21 protein-coding genes are annotated in these 17,325 nt (G+C 70.7%); 15 read left to right on the top strand and 6 right to left on the bottom strand.

The window, feature by feature from the left end:
- The first annotated feature begins 172 nt into the window (after positions 1-172).
- Both ACIQRW_RS37910 and ACIQRW_RS37905 read left to right on the top strand, forming a co-directional pair.
- A complete protein-coding gene (locus ACIQRW_RS37910; RefSeq protein ID WP_403769842.1) occupies positions 173-550 on the top strand; it encodes a hypothetical protein in 378 nt (125 codons plus the stop codon).
- Positions 551-663: 113 nt separating this feature from the next.
- Entirely contained in the window at positions 664-795 is a 132-nt protein-coding gene (locus tag ACIQRW_RS37905) for a hypothetical protein (protein WP_403769844.1), read from the top strand.
- Positions 796-871: 76 nt separating this feature from the next.
- On the opposite strand, the gene ACIQRW_RS37900 is transcribed toward ACIQRW_RS37905, so the two are convergent.
- The 3 genes from ACIQRW_RS37900 to ACIQRW_RS37890 form a co-directional block, all read right to left on the bottom strand.
- The gene (locus ACIQRW_RS37900) at positions 872-1,858 is read right to left on the bottom strand and encodes a heme A synthase (protein WP_403769840.1); all 987 of its coding nucleotides are present in this window, start codon (positions 1,856-1,858) and stop codon (positions 872-874) included.
- 88 nt (positions 1,859-1,946) lie between these two features.
- The gene (locus ACIQRW_RS37895) at positions 1,947-2,714 is read right to left on the bottom strand and encodes an ABC transporter permease (RefSeq protein ID WP_403769838.1); all 768 of its coding nucleotides are present in this window, start codon (positions 2,712-2,714) and stop codon (positions 1,947-1,949) included.
- Positions 2,711-3,652, bottom strand: coding sequence for an ABC transporter ATP-binding protein (locus ACIQRW_RS37890; protein WP_403769836.1), 942 nt, complete (start codon positions 3,650-3,652; stop codon positions 2,711-2,713). The genes ACIQRW_RS37895 and ACIQRW_RS37890 overlap by 4 nt, the downstream gene beginning before the upstream one ends.
- 136 nt (positions 3,653-3,788) lie before the next feature.
- Between ACIQRW_RS37890 and ACIQRW_RS37885 the strand changes: the two genes are divergently transcribed.
- The 9 genes from ACIQRW_RS37885 to ACIQRW_RS37845 all read left to right on the top strand — a co-directional run bounded on the left by ACIQRW_RS37885 (position 3,789) and on the right by ACIQRW_RS37845 (position 10,834).
- Positions 3,789-4,532 (top strand): helix-turn-helix transcriptional regulator, encoded by a 744-nt coding sequence (locus tag ACIQRW_RS37885; protein WP_403769834.1) that lies wholly within the window; start codon positions 3,789-3,791, stop codon positions 4,530-4,532.
- Positions 4,529-5,950 (top strand): Fe-S cluster assembly protein SufB, encoded by a 1,422-nt coding sequence (gene sufB / locus ACIQRW_RS37880; protein ID WP_398615229.1) that lies wholly within the window; start codon positions 4,529-4,531, stop codon positions 5,948-5,950. The genes ACIQRW_RS37885 and sufB overlap by 4 nt, the downstream gene beginning before the upstream one ends.
- A 101-nt stretch (positions 5,951-6,051) precedes the next feature.
- Positions 6,052-7,233, top strand: a complete 1,182-nt coding sequence (gene sufD / locus ACIQRW_RS37875; protein ID WP_403769831.1) for a Fe-S cluster assembly protein SufD — start codon at positions 6,052-6,054, stop codon at positions 7,231-7,233.
- A complete protein-coding gene (locus ACIQRW_RS37870) occupies positions 7,233-7,550 on the top strand; it encodes a bifunctional 3-phenylpropionate/cinnamic acid dioxygenase ferredoxin subunit (RefSeq protein ID WP_069756324.1) in 318 nt (105 codons plus the stop codon). Before sufD ends, ACIQRW_RS37870 begins: the two co-directional genes overlap by 1 nt.
- A 7-nt stretch (positions 7,551-7,557) precedes the next feature.
- Entirely contained in the window at positions 7,558-8,349 is a 792-nt protein-coding gene (gene sufC / locus ACIQRW_RS37865) for a Fe-S cluster assembly ATPase SufC (protein WP_103530795.1), read from the top strand.
- Positions 8,346-9,614, top strand: coding sequence for a cysteine desulfurase (locus tag ACIQRW_RS37860; RefSeq protein ID WP_403769827.1), 1,269 nt, complete (start codon positions 8,346-8,348; stop codon positions 9,612-9,614). The genes sufC and ACIQRW_RS37860 overlap by 4 nt, the downstream gene beginning before the upstream one ends.
- 10 nt (positions 9,615-9,624) lie before the next feature.
- Positions 9,625-10,080, top strand: coding sequence for a Fe-S cluster assembly sulfur transfer protein SufU (gene sufU, locus ACIQRW_RS37855; RefSeq protein WP_063804482.1), 456 nt, complete (start codon positions 9,625-9,627; stop codon positions 10,078-10,080).
- Entirely contained in the window at positions 10,077-10,415 is a 339-nt protein-coding gene (locus tag ACIQRW_RS37850; RefSeq protein WP_003969897.1) for a metal-sulfur cluster assembly factor, read from the top strand. Before sufU ends, ACIQRW_RS37850 begins: the two co-directional genes overlap by 4 nt.
- 53 nt (positions 10,416-10,468) lie before the next feature.
- Positions 10,469-10,834, top strand: coding sequence for a VOC family protein (locus ACIQRW_RS37845; protein ID WP_403769824.1), 366 nt, complete (start codon positions 10,469-10,471; stop codon positions 10,832-10,834).
- Positions 10,835-10,856: 22 nt separating this feature from the next.
- Here the strand turns inward: ACIQRW_RS37845 and ACIQRW_RS37840 are convergent, their stop codons facing one another.
- Positions 10,857-11,846, bottom strand: coding sequence for a hypothetical protein (locus tag ACIQRW_RS37840; RefSeq protein WP_403769821.1), 990 nt, complete (start codon positions 11,844-11,846; stop codon positions 10,857-10,859).
- A 287-nt stretch (positions 11,847-12,133) separates the two neighbouring features.
- Between ACIQRW_RS37840 and ACIQRW_RS37835 the strand changes: the two genes are divergently transcribed.
- Both ACIQRW_RS37835 and ACIQRW_RS37830 read left to right on the top strand, forming a co-directional pair.
- Positions 12,134-12,460 carry a DMT family transporter gene (locus ACIQRW_RS37835; RefSeq protein WP_403769818.1) on the top strand — a complete coding sequence of 109 codons (327 nt, stop codon included), beginning with the start codon at positions 12,134-12,136 and terminating at the stop codon, positions 12,458-12,460.
- On the top strand, positions 12,460-13,011 hold the full coding sequence (locus tag ACIQRW_RS37830; RefSeq protein ID WP_403769816.1) for a TetR/AcrR family transcriptional regulator: 552 nt from the start codon (positions 12,460-12,462) through the stop codon (positions 13,009-13,011). The genes ACIQRW_RS37835 and ACIQRW_RS37830 overlap by 1 nt, the downstream gene beginning before the upstream one ends.
- A 27-nt stretch (positions 13,012-13,038) precedes the next feature.
- On the opposite strand, the gene ACIQRW_RS37825 is transcribed toward ACIQRW_RS37830, so the two are convergent.
- Positions 13,039-13,932 (bottom strand): winged helix-turn-helix transcriptional regulator, encoded by an 894-nt coding sequence (locus ACIQRW_RS37825; protein ID WP_403769813.1) that lies wholly within the window; start codon positions 13,930-13,932, stop codon positions 13,039-13,041.
- A 131-nt stretch (positions 13,933-14,063) separates the two neighbouring features.
- On the opposite strand from ACIQRW_RS37825, the gene ACIQRW_RS37820 reads away from it, so the two are divergent.
- Both ACIQRW_RS37820 and dapD read left to right on the top strand, forming a co-directional pair.
- Positions 14,064-15,308, top strand: a complete 1,245-nt coding sequence (locus tag ACIQRW_RS37820; RefSeq protein ID WP_403769810.1) for an MFS transporter — start codon at positions 14,064-14,066, stop codon at positions 15,306-15,308.
- 10 nt (positions 15,309-15,318) lie between these two features.
- Positions 15,319-16,317 (top strand): 2,3,4,5-tetrahydropyridine-2,6-dicarboxylate N-succinyltransferase, encoded by a 999-nt coding sequence (gene dapD / locus ACIQRW_RS37815; RefSeq protein ID WP_097867861.1) that lies wholly within the window; start codon positions 15,319-15,321, stop codon positions 16,315-16,317.
- A 5-nt stretch (positions 16,318-16,322) separates the two neighbouring features.
- Here the strand turns inward: dapD and dapA are convergent, their stop codons facing one another.
- Positions 16,323-17,207, bottom strand: coding sequence for a 4-hydroxy-tetrahydrodipicolinate synthase (dapA, locus tag ACIQRW_RS37810; protein ID WP_403769807.1), 885 nt, complete (start codon positions 17,205-17,207; stop codon positions 16,323-16,325).
- Between the last annotated feature and the right edge of the window lie 118 nt (positions 17,208-17,325).

Below are 17,325 nucleotides of genomic sequence, written 5' to 3'. Positions count from 1 at the left end.
CCGGGGGGGGTCTGGTCCCCCCCCCCCCCGGGGGGGGGCCCCCCCCGCTGGGGGCGTAGCTATTTTTGTTTCCTCAACTCCTTTTTGATCGCGGGGGGGGGGGGGGGGGGGGCCCCCCCCCCCCCCCCCCCGCCCGTCGCCAGTTCATCTACCCGTCGGTAGCATCCTGTTCATGGCAGAGACGGCAGCAGACGCAAGCGACATCGGGCAGACCTCACGCACGGACGCCAGGAAGGCGGCGCGCGCCGAACGCAGGGCGGCGAGGCTCGCCCACCAGATCGGCGCCTTCGCCAAGGAGCACGGCGGCGCGGAGGGACAGCTCGCGTACATCGGCCAGGCGGGCGCCCGCATCGTCCTGGTCGGCGAGGACGGCGCCTGGGGCGACCTCGTGGCCCCGACCTACGCCGTGGCCGAGAACGCGGCGCGGAAGTCCGGCATCACGATGCACGAGGAGTTCGACGGCGAGTTCGCGCTCAAGGTCCGCACCGGCCCGTACGAGTGGTCCCGGATGGCCGGCATCCAGGTCGGCGGCCCCTCCAACGACCGCTGAGGCGACAGCCGACCGCAGAGTCGACAGCGCCGCTTTCGGCGCTGCCGGGCAACACCTGACACGGGGCCCATCCGTCAGGCCGTGCAGACGCACGCCTTCCCAGGGAGCCCCGGATGACCGCCACCGTTCCCGTGGCCGACCTGGTCGACCAGAACTGCCACGGCGTCCTGCGCACCGAGCTGGGCCTCGGCACCTTCGAGGCCGCCTGCTGCGCGCCACCCCGCCGGGTGTACGGGCTGGAGTGAGGAGCCACGGCATACGTGAGGGGCGGCGGGCCACCGGCCCGCCGCCCCTCACCCGTGTCCGTCCGTCGTCCGCCCGTCAGACCGCCGCCGCCGGTGTCGACTCCGGCTGCTCGGTGGACGGGCCGGGCAGCGGGGCGGGAGCGTCGTCGCCGCGCTCGCGCATGCTCAGCACGAGCCGGATCACGGCGATCCACAGGATGGACGAACCGAACATGTGGACGCCGACCAGGATCTCGGGGACGTCGCTGAAGTACTGGACGTACCCGATCGCGCCCTGGGCGAGCAGCACGACCAGCAGGTCGCGGGCGCGGGCCCGGGTGTCGGCGGGCGCGTCGACCACCCGCAGGGCCAGCCACATCGCGATGGCCAGGGCGCAGACGACCCAGGCGGAGATGGCGTGCACATGGGCGGCGGCCGACCAGTCCCAGGGCATGCGCGGTACGTCGCTGCTGTCGCCGGCGTGCTTGCCGGACCCGGTCACCGAGGTGCCCAGCACGATCAGGACCACCGTGGTCGCCACGATCGCCCAGGCCAGGCGCCGTACCGGCAGCGGAGTCCGGGGGCGCGCGGGGCCGTCGCCCTCGCCGACCCGCACCCAGGTGATCACGGCGACCGCGAGAAGCACGTTGGCCAGCAGGAAGTGCCCGGCCACCGTCCAGGGGTTGAGGCCCGCCCAGACCGTGATCCCGCCGAGGACGGCGTTGCCCAGCACGATCCAGAACTGCAACCAGGCCAGCCGGGCGAGCTTGCGGCGGCGCGGCTTGACCGAACTGATGGCGATGATCGCCCAGCCGACCGCGGCCGACAGGACGTAGGCCAGCATCCGGTTGCCGAACTCGATCGCGCCGTGCAGTCCCTGCTCGGGCGTCGCGAACAGACTGTCGTCGGTGCACTTGGGCCAGGTGTCGCAGCCGAGGCCCGAACCGGTGAGCCGGACGGCCCCGCCGGTGACGATGATGAAGACGCTCATCATGACGGCGGAGAGCGCGGCGCGCTTCACCACCCTGGTGGACGGCGTCCAGCGCTTGGCGATGAGGGAGATGGGGGTTTCCACGCGGACCATCGTAGGACGGGGCTTGTGCATGTTTTCACGAGGGGGTGGGTTCGTACCCGGTTGCCCGCACACGTCCTCGGAGCATGCCCCGGTCGGGCTACTCCCAGCGGAAGAACTTCGCCGCCGCGCCGAGCCCCAGCACCGCCCACACGACCAGGATCCCGGCCTGCGCCCACGGCATCGACGCACCGTGCTGGAGGACGTCCCGCAGGCCCTCGGAGAGCGCCGATACGGGCAGCAGCCCCAGCACCGACTGCACGGCGCCCGGGAACTTCTCCAGCGGCACGATGACCCCGCCGCCGACCAGCAGCAGCAGGAACACCAGGTTGGCGGCGGCGAGCGTCGCCTCCGCCTTGAGCGTCCCCGCCATCAGCAGTCCGAGCCCGGAGAACGCGGCCGTTCCCAGCACCAGGAGCAGCAGCACCGAGAGCGGGTTGCCCTGCGGCGACCAGCCCAGCGCGAAGGCGATCGCCGTCAGCAGCACGAGCTGGAGCACCTCGGTGACCAGCACCGACAGCGTCTTCGCGGTCATCAGCGCCCAGCGGGGCAGCGGGGAGGCCCCCAGCCGCTTGAGGACGCCGTAACGGCGTTCGAAGCCGGTGGCGATGGCCTGGCCGGTGAAGGCGGTGGACATCACGGCGAGCGCCAGGATGCCCGGGGCCAGGAAGTCGACCGACGCGCCCGAGCCGGTGTCCACGATGTCGACCGCGCTGAACAGCACCAGCAGCAGTGTCGGGATGATCACCGTCAGCAGCAGCTGCTCGCCGTTGCGCAGCAGCATCCGGGTCTCCAGCGCGGTCTGCGCGGCGATCATCCGGGGGAGCGGGGCCGCGCCGGGGCGCGGGGTGTACGTACCGGCGCTCATGCGTGCGGCTCCTTGCCGGTCAGCTTCTTGCCGGTCAGTTCGAGGAAGACGTCCTCCAGGGTGTGCCGCTCCACGGAGATGCCCTCGGGCATCACGCCGTGCTGGGCGCACCAGGAGGTCACCGTGGCCAGCAGCTGCGGGTCGATGGACCCGGTGATCCGGTACGTCCCCGGCAGCGGCTCGGCGGCCCCGGAGCCGTCGGGCAGCGCCTTGACGAGCGAGCCGAGGTCGAGGCCCGGGCGTCCGGTGAAGCGCAGGGTGTTCTCCGCGCCGCCCCGGCAGAGCGCCTCCGGGCTGCCCTGGGCGACGACCCGGCCCGCGTCGATGATCGCGACGTCGTCGGCGAGCGCCTCGGCCTCGTCCATGAAGTGGGTCGTCAGCACCACGGACACCCCGTCGGCGCGCAGCTCGCGCACCAGGTCCCAGGTGGAGCGGCGGGCCCCCGGGTCGAGCCCGGCGGTCGGCTCGTCCAGGAACAGCAGCTCGGGCCGGCCGACGACCGCCATGGCCAGCGAGAGGCGCTGCTGCTGGCCGCCGGAGAGCCGCCGGTAGGTGGTGCGGCCGCAGTCGCCGAGGCCGAGGCGTTCGATCAGGGCGGCCACGTCGAGGGGGTGGGCGTGCAGCTTGGCCATGTGGCGGAGCATCTCGTCGGCGCGCGCACCGGAGTAGACGCCGCCGGACTGGAGCATCACCCCGATCCGCGGACGCAGCCGTTCGGCGTCGGCGACCGGATCGAGGCCGAGGACCCGTACGGTGCCGGCGTCGGGGCGTCGGTAGCCCTCGCAGGTCTCGATCGTGGTGGTCTTCCCGGCGCCGTTCGGGCCGAGGACGGCGGTCACCGCGCCGGTCGCGACCACCAGATCGAGGCCGTTCACCGCGGTCTTCGTGCCGTACCGCTTCACCAGGCCCTTGACCTGTACGACGGGCTCGTTCTCCATGGCGCACCAGTCTAGGCAGCCCTCCGGGGAGGACGGCTCCCGGGGCCAGATTAGGTAACCCTAAGTGACGAACCGCACCATTGATCGTTCCGGACCGTGGTTGTCAGAGTCGAATGAATTACGCAACAATGGTGTTGTGAAATACGACGGACGGGCTCCTCAGGAGGAACTCGCGACCGGTGAGCGCTCGACGCGCAACCGGGTCGCGCGCTCCATCCTGGACCACGGCCCCTCCACCGCCGCGGACCTCGCCAAGCGCGTCGGCCTCACCCAGGCCGCCGTCCGCCGCCACCTGGACGCCCTCGTATCCGACGATGTCGTCGAAGCTCGCGAACAGCGGGTCTACGGGGCGCGGACCCGCGGCAGGCCCGCCAAGGTGTTCGCTCTGACGGACTGCGGCCGGGACGCCTTCGACCAGTCCTACGACAAGCTGGCCGCCGACGCCCTGCGCTTCATCGCCGCTTCCGGGGGTGACGAGGCGGTCCTCGCCTTCGCCCGCGCCCGGATGGCCGCGGTGGGCGAGGCGTACCGGGCCGTGGTCGAGGCCGCGGCGCCCGAAGGGCGCACCGAGGCCCTGGCCAAGGCCCTGTCGGCCGACGGGTACGCTGCTATGGCGCGAAGCGCGCCGGGCCCGCAGCAGGGCGAGCAGCTGTGCCAGCACCACTGCCCGGTGGCGCATGTCGCCGAGCAGTTCCCACAGCTGTGCGAGGCGGAGACGGAATTCTTCTCCAGCCTCCTCGGGACCCATGTGCAGCGTCTGGCCACCCTCGCCCACGGCGATGGTGTGTGCACGACCTACGTGCCGCGAAGTGGCCACGCTCCACCCCCACAGACCACCCATTCAGCATCTGCAAGCACGGCCGGGAGGAACCCCGCATGACGCTCCCCACGGAGACTGCCCACCCTGAGCTCGAGGGTCTGGGTACGTACGAATTCGGCTGGGCCGACTCCGACGCGGCAGGCGCGGCGGCGAAGCGCGGTCTCTCCGAGGCTGTCGTCCGCGACATCTCGGAGAAGAAGAACGAGCCCGAGTGGATGCTGAAGCTGCGGCTCAAGGGCCTCAAGCTCTTCGGCAAGAAGCCCATGCCGAACTGGGGCTCCGACCTGTCGGGCATCGACTTCGACAACATCAAGTACTTCGTGCGGTCCACGGAGAAGCAGGCGGCCTCCTGGGAGGAGCTGCCCGAGGACATCAAGAACACGTACGACAAGCTCGGCATCCCCGAGGCGGAGAAGCAGCGCCTCGTCGCCGGCGTCGCCGCGCAGTACGAGTCCGAGGTCGTCTACCACCAGATCAACGAGGAGCTGGAGGCGCAGGGTGTCATCTTCATGGACACCGACACCGCGCTGAAGGAGCACCCGGAGCTCTTCAAGGAGTACTTCGGCACCATCATCCCCGTCGGGGACAACAAGTTCGCCTCGCTGAACTCGGCCGTGTGGTCCGGCGGATCGTTCATCTACGTGCCCAAGGGCGTCCATGTGGACATCCCGCTCCAGGCCTACTTCCGTATCAACACGGAGAACATGGGCCAGTTCGAGCGGACGCTGATCATCGTCGACGAGGACGCCTACGTCCACTACGTCGAGGGCTGCACCGCCCCGATCTATTCCTCGGACTCGCTGCACAGCGCCGTGGTCGAGATCATCGTGAAGAAGGGCGGCCGCTGCCGCTACACGACCATCCAGAACTGGTCGAACAACGTCTACAACCTGGTCACCAAGCGGGCCGTGGCCTACGAGGGCGCGACCATGGAGTGGGTCGACGGCAACATCGGCTCCAAGGTGACCATGAAGTACCCGGCCGTCTACCTGATGGGCGAGCACGCCAAGGGCGAGACCCTGTCCATCGCCTTCGCGGGCGAGGGCCAGCACCAGGACGCCGGCGCCAAGATGGTCCACATGGCCCCGAACACCTCCTCCAACATCGTCTCCAAGTCGGTGGCGCGAGGCGGTGGCCGTACGTCCTACCGCGGTCTGATCGAGATCGGCGAGGGCGCGCCGGGCGCGAAGTCCAACGTGCTCTGCGACGCTCTGCTCGTCGACACGATCTCCCGCTCGGACACCTACCCCTACGTCGACGTCCGCGAGGACGACGTGTCGATGGGCCACGAGGCGACCGTCTCCAAGGTCTCCGAGGACCAGCTCTTCTACCTCATGAGCCGCGGACTCACCGAGTTCGAGGCCATGGCGATGATCGTGCGCGGCTTCGTCGAGCCGATCGCGAAGGAGCTGCCCATGGAGTACGCCCTGGAGCTCAACCGGCTGATCGAGCTGCAGATGGAGGGTTCGGTCGGCTAGGTCCTCGTCCGAGGACCACCGGGACGGCCGTTCGCGGCCGTCCCCGCACTCCCACCGAACCACCCCCCTTCTTGACTGAGAAAGCGAGCACTACGACAGCCATGGCTGAGGCTCAGAACACTCCGGTGGGCTCCACCACCGCCGGCTCCATCGCGGTGGCCGCCGAGTCGACCGTCGCCACCCGCATGAGCGCACCCCCGTCCTTCGACGTCGCGGACTTCCCCGTCCCGCACGGCCGCGAGGAGGAGTGGCGCTTCACGCCGCTGGAGCGGCTGCGCGGTCTGCACGACGGCACCGCGGTCGCGAGCGGCGGCGGCGTGAAGGTCGCCATCGAGGCCCCCGAGGGCGTCACGGTCGAGACCGTCGGCCGCGACGACTCCCGGCTCGGCAAGGCCGGCACCCCGGTGGACCGGGTCGCCGCCCAGGCGTACAGCTCCTTCGAGCAGGCCTCGGTCGTCACGGTCGCCAAGGAAGCCGTGCTCACCGAGCCGGTCCGGATCACCGTGCACGGCGAGGGTGGCGTCGCCTACGGCCACCAGCTCATCCAGCTGGGCGCCTTCGCCGAGGCCGTCGTCGTCATCGACCACACCGGTGACGCGGTGCTCGCCGCCAACGTCGACTACGTCCTCGGCGACGGCGCGAAGCTGACCGTCGTCTCCGTCCAGGACTGGGACGACACGGCCGTCCACGTCGGCCAGCACAACGCGCTGGTCGGCCGGGACGCCTCGTTCAAGTCGATCATCGTCACCTTCGGCGGCGACGTCGTCCGCCTGCACCCCCGGGTGGCCTACGCGGCCCCCGGTGGCGAGGCGGAGCTCTTCGGCCTGTACTTCACCGACAAGGGCCAGCACCAGGAGCACCGCCTCCTGGTCGACCACAACACCCCGCACTGCAAGTCCAACGCCGTGTACAAGGGCGCCCTCCAGGGTGACGGCGCGCACGCCGTCTGGATCGGCGACGTCCTCATCCAGGCCGCGGCCGAGGGCACCGACACCTACGAGATGAACCGGAACCTCGTCCTCACCGACGGCGCCCGGGTCGACTCCGTGCCCAACCTGGAGATCGAGACCGGCGAGATCGTCGGCGCCGGCCACGCCTCGGCTACCGGCCGCTTCGACGACGAGCAGCTCTTCTACCTCCAGTCCCGCGGCATCCCGGCCGAGGAGGCCCGCCGCCTCGTCGTGCGCGGCTTCTTCGCCGAGCTGGTCCAGCAGATCGGTCTGCCGGACGTCGAAGCGCGTCTCCTCGAGAAGATCGAGACCGAGCTGAAGGCGTCCGTCTGATGGCCTTCGTCAAAGCCTGTGCGCTGAGTGAGCTGGAGGACGACACCCCGAAACGGGTGGAGCTCGACGGCACACCGGTCTCCGTCGTCCGCACCGAGGGCGAGGTGTTCGCGATCAACGACATCTGCTCGCACGCGAACGTGTCCCTCTCCGAGGGCGAGGTGGAGGACTGCGCGATCGAGTGCTGGCTGCACGGCTCGTCGTTCGACCTCCGCACCGGCAAGCCGTCCGGCCTTCCCGCGACGCGCCCCGTCCCCGTATACCCCGTAAAGATCCAAGGGGACGATGTGCTCGTCTCCGTCACCCAGGAGTCCTGAGTCACCCATGGCAACGCTTGAAATCCGCGACCTGCACGTCACCGTCGAGGCCGACAACGCCACGAAGGAGATCCTCAAGGGCGTCGACCTGACCGTGAAGCAGGGCGAGACCCACGCCATCATGGGCCCCAACGGGTCCGGCAAGTCCACCCTCGCGTACTCGCTGGCGGGTCACCCCAAGTACACGATCACCAGTGGCACGGTCACCCTGGACGGCGAGGACGTCCTGGAGATGTCCGTCGACGAGCGGGCCCGCGCTGGCCTGTTCCTCGCCATGCAGTACCCGGTCGAGATCCCCGGTGTCTCGGTCTCCAACTTCCTGCGCACCTCCGCCACCGCCATCCGCGGCGAGGCCCCCAAGCTGCGTACGTGGGTCAAGGAGGTCAAGGAGACGATGGCCGGGCTCCAGATGGACCCCGCCTTCGCCGAGCGCAACGTCAACGAGGGCTTCTCCGGCGGTGAGAAGAAGCGCCACGAGATCCTTCAGCTGGAGCTCCTCAAGCCGAAGATCGCCGTCCTGGACGAGACCGACTCCGGTCTGGACGTCGACGCGCTCAAGACCGTCTCCGAGGGTGTCAACCGGGTGCGCGAGACCGGCGAGGTCGGCACCCTGCTGATCACGCACTACACCCGCATCCTGAAGTACATCAAGCCCGACTTCGTGCACGTCTTCGCCAACGGCCGTATCGCGGCCTCCGGCGGCGCCGAGCTGGCCGACCAGCTGGAGAACGAGGGCTACGAGGCCTACACGAAGGGGGGCCCCGTGAGCGGAGGGAACTCAGGAGGTGCAGCCGCGTGACTGACGCCCGACAGGGGCTCACCGGCCTCCTCGACACCGAGGCGATCCGCAAGGACTTCCCGATCCTGGACCGCACGGTCCACGACGGCAAGAAGATCGTTTACCTGGACTCCGCGGCGACCTCGCAGAAGCCGCGGCAGGTCCTCGACGCGCTCAACGAGTACTACGAGCGGTACAACGCGAACGTGCACCGCGGCGTCTACACGATCGCCGAGGAGGCCACCGCGCTGTACGAGGGCGCCCGCGACAAGGTCGCCGCCTTCATCAACGCACCCAGCCGCGACGAGGTGATCTTCACGAAGAACGCCTCGGAGTCGCTGAACCTCGTGGCGAACATGCTCGGCTGGGCGGACGAGCCCTATCGGGTGGACCGCGAGACCGAGATCGTCACCACGGAGATGGAGCACCACTCCAACATCGTGCCGTGGCAGCTGCTCGCGCAGCGCACCGGCGCGAAGCTGAAGTGGTTCGGCATCACCGACGACGGCCGGCTCGACCTGTCGAACATCGACGAGATCATCACCGAGAAGACGAAGATCGTCTCCTTCACGCTGGTCTCCAACATCCTGGGCACCGTCAACCCGGTCGAGCAGATCATCCGCCGCGCCCAGCAGGTCGGCGCGCTGGTCTGCATCGACGCCTCGCAGGCGGCCCCGCACATGGTGCTCGACGTGCAGGCGCTCCAGGCCGACTTCGTGGCCTTCACCGGGCACAAGATGGTCGGTCCGACGGGCATCGGCGTGCTGTGGGGACGGCAGGAGCTCCTTGAGGACCTGCCTCCGTTCCTCGGCGGCGGCGAGATGATCGAGACCGTGTCGATGCACTCCTCGACGTATGCTCCGGCACCGCACAAGTTCGAGGCCGGTACGCCCCCGATCGCCCAGGCCGTCGGCCTCGGCGCGGCCGTGGACTATCTCTCGGCGATCGGCATGGAGAAGATCCACAGCCACGAGAAGGCGATCACCGAGTACGCGGTGAAGCGCCTCCTGGAGGTCCCGGACCTGCGGATCATCGGTCCGGCGACGGCCGAGGACCGCGGGGCGACGATCTCCTTCACGCTCGGCGACATCCACCCGCACGACGTGGGTCAGGTCCTCGACGAGATGGGCATCTGTGTCCGGGTCGGCCACCACTGCGCCCGCCCGGTCTGCCTGCGGTACGGAATTCCCGCGACGACGCGAGCGTCGTTCTATCTGTACTCCACGCCCGCCGAGGTCGACGCCCTGGTGGACGGTCTGGAGCACGTCCGGAACTTCTTCGGCTGAGGGCTGACTGGTGAAGCTGGAATCCATGTACCAGGAAGTGATCCTGGACCACTACAAGCACCCCCACGGGCGCGGCCTGCGGGACGGCGATGCCGAGGTGCACCACGTCAATCCGACGTGCGGCGACGAGATCACGCTCCGGGTGAAGTACGACGGCGAGACCATCGCCGACGTGAGCTACGAGGGCCAGGGCTGTTCGATCAGTCAGGCCAGCGCCTCCGTGCTGAACGAGCTGCTCGTCGGCAAGGAGCTGTCCCAGGCGCAGAAGATCCAGGACACCTTCCTGGAGCTGATGCAGTCCAAGGGGCAGCTGGAGCCTGACGACGCGATGGAGGAGGTGCTGGAGGACGCCGTCGCGTTCGCCGGCGTCTCCAAGTACCCCGCCCGGGTCAAGTGCGCGCTGCTGAGCTGGATGGCGTGGAAGGACGCGACGGCCAAGGCGCTGTCCGAAGGGAAGACCGCATGAGCGACAACGAGACCGCGACCATGAAGCCGGCCTCCGAGGAGGAGGTCCGCGAGGCGCTGTACGACGTCGTCGACCCCGAACTGGGCATCGACGTCGTCAACCTGGGCTTGATCTACGGCATCCACGTCGACGACGCCAACATCGCCACCCTCGACATGACTCTGACGTCCGCGGCCTGCCCGCTGACCGACGTCATCGAGGACCAGGCGAAGTCCGCCACGGACGGCATCGTCAACGAGCTGCGCATCAACTGGGTCTGGATGCCGCCGTGGGGCCCGGACAAGATCACCGACGACGGACGCGAGCAGCTCCGCGCGCTGGGGTTCAACGTCTGACACGCTCCGCGAAGAGCGATGAACGGCCATGCCCGCCAGGCAGACTGGCGGGCATGGCCGTCTCCATTTACCACATCGCCGTCGACGCTCACGACCTGCCGCTCATGGCCCGTTTCTGGAGCGCGGTGCTGGACTGGCAGGTGCTCTTCGAGCACGAGGAGGAGATCATCATCGGAGCGCACGAGACCGCGCTGCCGGGCATGTGCTTCCTCCCCGTGCCGGAGGGGAAGACGGTCAAGAACCGGCTGCACATCGATCTGACACCGGACGACCAGGACGTTGAGGTCGAGCGGATCCTCGCACTCGGCGCCCGGCGGGTGGACGTCGGGCAGGGGCCGGACGCCACCTTCGTGGTGATGGCCGATCCGGAGGGCAACGAGTTCTGTGTGCTGCGCCCCAAGCGGACCCTGACCGACTGAGCCGGGCCCGGCTCCCGCGTGCTCAGACGTGGGAGGGCGGCGGCGGCCCGTACTGCTCGGGCAGGGTCGCTGCCGCCGCCTCGGCCAGGACCGGGCCCAGGTTCTCCGTGCGCATCCGGAGGTCGACGTACAGCAGGCCGACCACCAGCGGGGGGAAGATCGCCGTGAACAGCTGGGAGATCATCTGGCTGATGAACGACAGCAGCAACACGCCGCCGAGCACCGCGACGATCTGCCCGCCGCTCGGGTCCGCGTCCATGTCCGCCGGGTCGAACACGCCGGGGAGCAGGCCGACCATCTGGAACGGCAGCTGGATCATGTAGCCGATCATGGCCGCGAGTCCGACGGCGAGCAGCCAGACGCCGAAGACCCGCCACCAGCTGCCGCGCACCAGCCGGACCGAGCGGCGCAGGGCGGCGACCGGGCGCTGGTGCTCGAAGACCACGACCGTCGGGGCCAGGGAGAAGCGGACGTAGAGCCACATCGCCACCGGTGCGATGACCAGGGCGCCGAGGAAGCCGACCACCATCAGCGGCACGACGCCGTCCTCGTCGCCCAGCGAGACGGCGTAGATCATCAGCCCGGCGACGGCGCCGATCATGAGCGCCATCGGGATGGCCATGATCAGCCCGGTCAGGAACACCGTGCCGAGGATCGACCAGACCCGCGACCACGCGCGGCTCCAGACGGCGCCGAAGCCGATCGGGCGGCCCAGGACGGCTTCCTGGAGGACCACCGGGACCGCTGCCTGCACCACGGCGGACGCCAGCAGGTAGACGATCATGCCGATGACCATCAGCACGCCGAACGCGATGCCCAGCGGGACCAGTTGCGCGGCGTCCGGGGATCCGGAGGAGCCGGCCGTCAGCTCGTCCCACTGGCTCGCGACGGCGGCGCCGGCGGCCACCAGTGCGGCGATCATCACGAGCGCCGCCGCGCCGAACAGCGTCAGGGCGATCCCGATCAGCGGTTTCCAGTACCGCCCGAGCGTCGAGAAGGCGCCGCTGAGCATGTCCGAGACCCTCAGCGGCGCCAGGGGTATGACCCCCGGCTTGGGCGGTGCGGCCCACCCACTGTTCCATCCCCCGCCCGGTCCCTGCCCGCCCTGGTGGAAGGGCCCCCCACCGTGAGGTGCGCCCCCGTACGGGCCGCCGCCCCACCCTGCGTCCTGCGCCACTGCGTCTCCGTCGTGTCGTCGGCCCGTGTCACGGGCCGTGTGGTCGGTCGGCACACCGTAACGCCCCCGACGTGGGCCGATGATATGTACGGCCGTACACAACGTTGGGTACAGTCGTACACATGGGATACGCATACGGACTTCTGGTCGCCGCCATCGCGGCGGAGGTGGCCGGGACGACGGCCATGAAGTACAGCGAGGGCTTCACCCGGCTCTGGCCCTCGCTCGGCACCGTGGTGGGCTACCTCATCGCCTTCACCCTGCTCGCGCAGACGCTCAAGACGCTCTCCGTGGGCACCGCCTACGCCATCTGGGCCGGCGTCGGCACCGCGGCCATCGCCCTCATCGGGATCCTGTTCCTGGGGGAGTCCAGCGGCCTGGTCAAGATCACGGGCATCGCCCTGATCGTGGCCGGGGTCGTCGTCCTCAACCTGGGAGGGGCGCACTGATGGCGCGGCGGTACGACCCCGGGCGGCGGACGAAGATCATCGACGCGGCGCTGAGCGTGATCGCGGCCGACGGCATAGCCGGCCTCAGTCACCGCACCGTGGCCGCCGAGGCCGATGTGCCGCTCGGTTCGACCACGTACCACTTCGGCTCCCTCGACGAACTCCTGGTCGCCGCCCTCCGCCGGTGCAACGAGAACTTCGTGCGGGAACTGCGCGGCAGCGAGGCCCTGGCGGGACCCGCCGGCTCCGCCGGTCTCGCGGAGGAGCTGACGCGGTTGCTGGGCCGGTGGTTCGCGGGCGAACGCGGGGCGATCGAGCTGGAGTACGAGCTGTACCTCGCGGCCCTGCGCCGCCCCGTGCTGCGCCCCGTCGCCGCCGAGTGGACCGAGGAGGCCGTCGGGCTGCTGTCCCGGCGCACCGACCCGGAGACCGCGCGGGCGCTCGTCGCGCTGATGGACGGCGTCTGTCTTCAGGTGCTGCTCACCGGCGGTACGTTCGACGCGCCCTATACCCGCGAGATGCTGGCCCGGATCGTGGACGGCGGCGCCTGAGCCGAAGGCCGCGGGCGCCGCTCGGCGTCACGCGGGTCGCGCTGGGCCCGCCGCGTGGCGGACCGCTTCCAGCGCCTCGCGCACGCTCGCCCCGATGTCCGTGATCGGGTAGAGCACTTCCCGGACCGTCCGCTCCCGGTCCACGACCAGCGTCAGCCGCTTGAGCCGGCTCACCCCCGCCGCCCGGAACGTCGGCAGTCGCAGCGCCGCCGTCAGCGTCAGGTCCGCGTCCGAGAGCAACGGGAAACGCAGCCCCTCCTTCTCCGCGAACGCGCGCTGCTCGTCCGGGCGTTGCGTGGACACCCCGTGCACGCTCGCGCCCGCCGCCGTGAACTCCGCCAACTGGTCGCGGTAGGTGCACGATTCGAGCGTGCAGCCACTCGCCCCCGGGATCCCCGCCCAGCCCGGCGGGTAGGCGTCGCGCCGGGCGTAGGCGCCGGGGAAGCAGTACAGGACGGTGTACGGAGTGTCGGCGACCGGGTCGCGCGGTTCTCCGTCGTCCCCGGTCAGCAGCAGCTCCGGCAGCCGCGTGCCCTTCAGGGCCCGCATCCGGGCCGCCTCCCGCGAGGCCTCCGTCGTCGTCGCCATCGTCTCCCCTTCTCCCAGCACCCAGGTGTCGCCCCAGTCCTGGAGCGCGATCAGCACGGGCAGCAGCGCCCGGCCGCGCGGGGTGAGCCGGTACTCGTGCCGGACCGGGCGGTCCTGATACGGCTCCCGTGCCAGCACTCCCGCGTCGACCAGCAGCCGCAGCCGCTCGGTCAGCACCTTGCGCGAGACGCCCAACTCCTGCTGGAGCGCGTCGAACCGGTGCACACCGCGCGCGGTGTCCCGCACGATCAGCAGCGTCCACCAGTCACCCACGACGTCGAGGGCCTGGGCGATCGAGCAGTCGGCGTCGGCCAGGCTGGTGCGCTGAGGCATGGTCGTTCCTCCGGTTGTGGCCGCTGTCCGCCCCGCCCGCCCCGCCGGGGTCTTTCGGTTGACCCCGATGGAATCATGCTGTCATAGTCCGTTCCCATAAGGAACTCACTGATCGCACGGGGGTGGCGGGAATGGGCATGGTGCGCGGGGTGCCGCGGACGGTACGGCTGCTGGCGCTCGGGGCGTTCCTCAACGCCGTCGTCAGCTTCACCTTCGTCTATCTCTTCGTCTACCTGGTCGGGCCGCGCGGTCTGACCGTCACCCAGGCCGGAGTGATCAGCGGCGTCGGCGGCCTCGGCCTGGTCGCGGGGAACTTCACCGGCGGCTGGTTCGGCGACCGTCTCGGCCATCGCCGAGCCCTGCTGACCGGCGCCTGCGTCAGCGGGGCCGCGCTCGTCGTCCTGCCCGCCCTCCCGGTCGTCGCCCTGTACGCGGTGCTCCCGGTCGCCCAGTACGCCGCGGGCGTCGTCCGCGCCGCCAACGCGGCCCTCGTCGCGGTCTCCGTCCCCGAGGGCACAAGCCGCCGCCAGAGCTTCGCCCTCTTCCGCTTCGCCTCCAACGGAGGCTTCGCCATCGGCCCGCCGCTCGGCGCCCTGGTCGCCACCCGCCTCTCGTACGACTGGCTCTTCGTCGCCGACGGCATCGGCACCCTGCTCTTCGCCGTCTACGCCGCCCGGATCCTGCCCGCCCGCGGCAGCGCCCACTCCGCACCCGCCCATGACCCGCACGCCCCGGGCCTCTGGCGCGAACTACGGGCCAGGCCCGCCGTTCTGGTGCTGCTCGCCTCGATCGTCCTGATCGACCTCGTCTACCGGCAGCAGTACTCCACCCTGCCGGTCTTCCTCGCCGACCACGGGCACTCCACCCAGCTGTACGGCTGGCTGCTCGCCATCAACGGCGGCGTCATCCTCTGCCTCGAACTGCCCGCCGCCCACGCCCTGCGCAGGCGTACCCCGCTCGGCCTCGTCGGCGTCGGGCTCCTGCTCGTCGGGCTCGGCTACGCCGTCCTGATCCCCGGTACGGGCGTGCTCCTCGCCGTCACCATGATGCTCTCGGTGACCCTCGGCGAGATCCTCTACAAGACCCCCGCCACCGCCTACGTCGCCGACCAGGCCCCCGGCCACGCCCAGGGCCGCTTCCAGAGCCTGTACGCCGGCGCCTCGATCAGCGGCCAGGTGCTCGCCCCACCGCTGGGCGCCGCCCTGTACGCGGCCGCTCCCGCCCTGCTCTGGCCGCTCTGCGCCCTGCTCGCGGCGGGCGCGGGGGCATCGGTGCTGGCGGCGCGGCGGTTGCCCGGACCGGGGGAGCGGGCGCGGCCGGCGGGGAAGGGGCCGCACGCTGAGACCGGTTCGCCCGAGCGGGCCCCGGCCGGTTAGGTTTCTGTTCATGACCGACACGACTTCCCAGGGTTCTGCCCGCACCACCGGCGCCGTCGCCGCCGGCCTCGCCACCGTCGCCGGTGACGGCACCGTCCTCGACACCTGGTTCCCCGCCCCCGAGCTGACCTCCGACCCCGGCCCGGCCGGCACGACGCGCCTCAGCCCGGACGAGGCCGTCAACCGGCTCGGCGAGGGTGCCGCCAAGGCCCTCGGCGTGGACGCCCGGCGCGGCGTCGAGGTTGTCGCCGTGTCCACGGTCATCTCCTCGCTCGACGACAAGCCGCTCGACGCGCACGACGCCTATCTGCGCCTGCACCTGCTCTCGCACCGGCTCGTCCGGCCGCACGGCCAGAACCTCGACGGGCTGTTCGGGCTGCTCGCCAACGTCGCCTGGACCTCGCTCGGCCCGGTCGCCGTCGACGACCTGGAGCGCGTGCGGCTCAACGCCCGCGCCGAGGGCCTGCACCTCCAGGTCACCTCGGTCGACAAGTTCCCCCGGATGACGGACTACGTCGCCCCCAAGGGCGTACGCATCGCCGACGCCGACCGCGTCCGGCTCGGCGCGCACCTCGCCGCCGGGACCACCGTCATGCACGAGGGCTTCGTCAACTTCAACGCGGGCACGCTCGGCACCTCCATGGTCGAGGGCCGTATCTCCGCGGGCGTCGTCGTCGGCGACGGCTCGGACATCGGCGGCGGCGCGTCCACCATGGGCACCCTCTCCGGTGGCGGCACGGAGCGCATCGTCATCGGCGAGCGCTGCCTGGTCGGCGCGGAGGCGGGCGTCGGGATCGCGCTCGGCGACGAGTGCGTCGTCGAGGCCGGTCTGTACGTCACCGCCGGCACCCGGGTCACGCTGCCGGACGGCCAGGTCGTCAAGGCCCGTGAGCTGTCCGGCGCCTCCAACATCCTCTTCCGCCGCAACTCGGTCACCGGCACCGTCGAGGCCCGCCCGAACAACGCGGTGTGGGGCGGCCTCAACGAGGTCCTGCACGCCCACAACTGACCCGTTCAGCAGGGAGCGAGGAGTTCCTCGTACGCCGCACGCAGCCCGTCGGTCGCCCCGCGCCCGGCGGGCTGCAGCGGTTCCCGGACCGGTCCCGCCGCCAGGAGCGCCTTCACGGTGACGGTTCCGGGGAGGCCGCTCGCCATCATCAGTTCGGTGAGGCGCACCGTGAGCCCGTTGAGCCGGGCGGCCTCGTCCGTGCGGCCCGCGTCGAACGCGTCCAGCGGCGCCCGTACCTGGCGCGGGGCCACGTTCGCGACCGTGCTGACGTACCCCGCGCCGCCCACCGCGTACAGCGGCAGGTTCAGCTCCTCGCAACCCGAGTAGTACGCCAGCGAGGTGCGGGCCAGCACCTTGGTCGAGCCGAGCAGGTCGTAGGAGCAGTCCTTCACCGCCACCACCCGCGGGTGCTCCGCCAGCCGCAGCAGGGTCTCCGGCTCGATCCGGGTCCCGGTGCGGCCGGGGATGTCGTACAGCATCAGCGGCAGCCCGGTGGAGTCCGCGACCCGCAGGAAGTACGCCTCGACGGCGGCCTGCGGCGGGCGGCTGTAGTACGGGCTCACCACCAGCAGCCCGTCCGCGCCCGCCTCCTCGGCCTCCCGCGCCAGGCGCAGGGTGTGCGCGGTGTCCGGGCCCCCGACGCCGGTGAGCAGTGGCACCCCGTCGCCGACCTCCGCCCGGACGGCCCGCAGCAGGGCGGACTTCTCGGCGTCCGTCGTGGTGGGGGACTCGCCCGTGGTGCCGCTGAGGACGATCCCGTCGCAGCCCTCCGCCACCAGGCGCGCGGCGTGCGCACGGGCGGCGTCCGGGTCCAGGGCCCCGGTGGCGGTGAAGGGTGTGATCATGGCGCAGAGGGTGCGGCCGAAGGGGCGCGGGGCGGTGGCGGTCATGTCCGAAGTGTCGGCTCCCGGAACCCTGTAGGTCCACTTAGATCTTCTTGGGGTGACTGGCAAGGGACGCTGAAGAGTCCGTAGGGGCGGCGGCTGCTTCGGTACCGCTTCTGACATG

It is taken from the genome of Streptomyces sp. NPDC091287 (genome assembly GCF_044768525.1).
Classification (GTDB): Bacteria; Actinomycetota; Actinomycetes; order Streptomycetales; family Streptomycetaceae; genus Streptomyces.
This window is presented reverse-complemented; position numbering and strand designations above follow the sequence as displayed.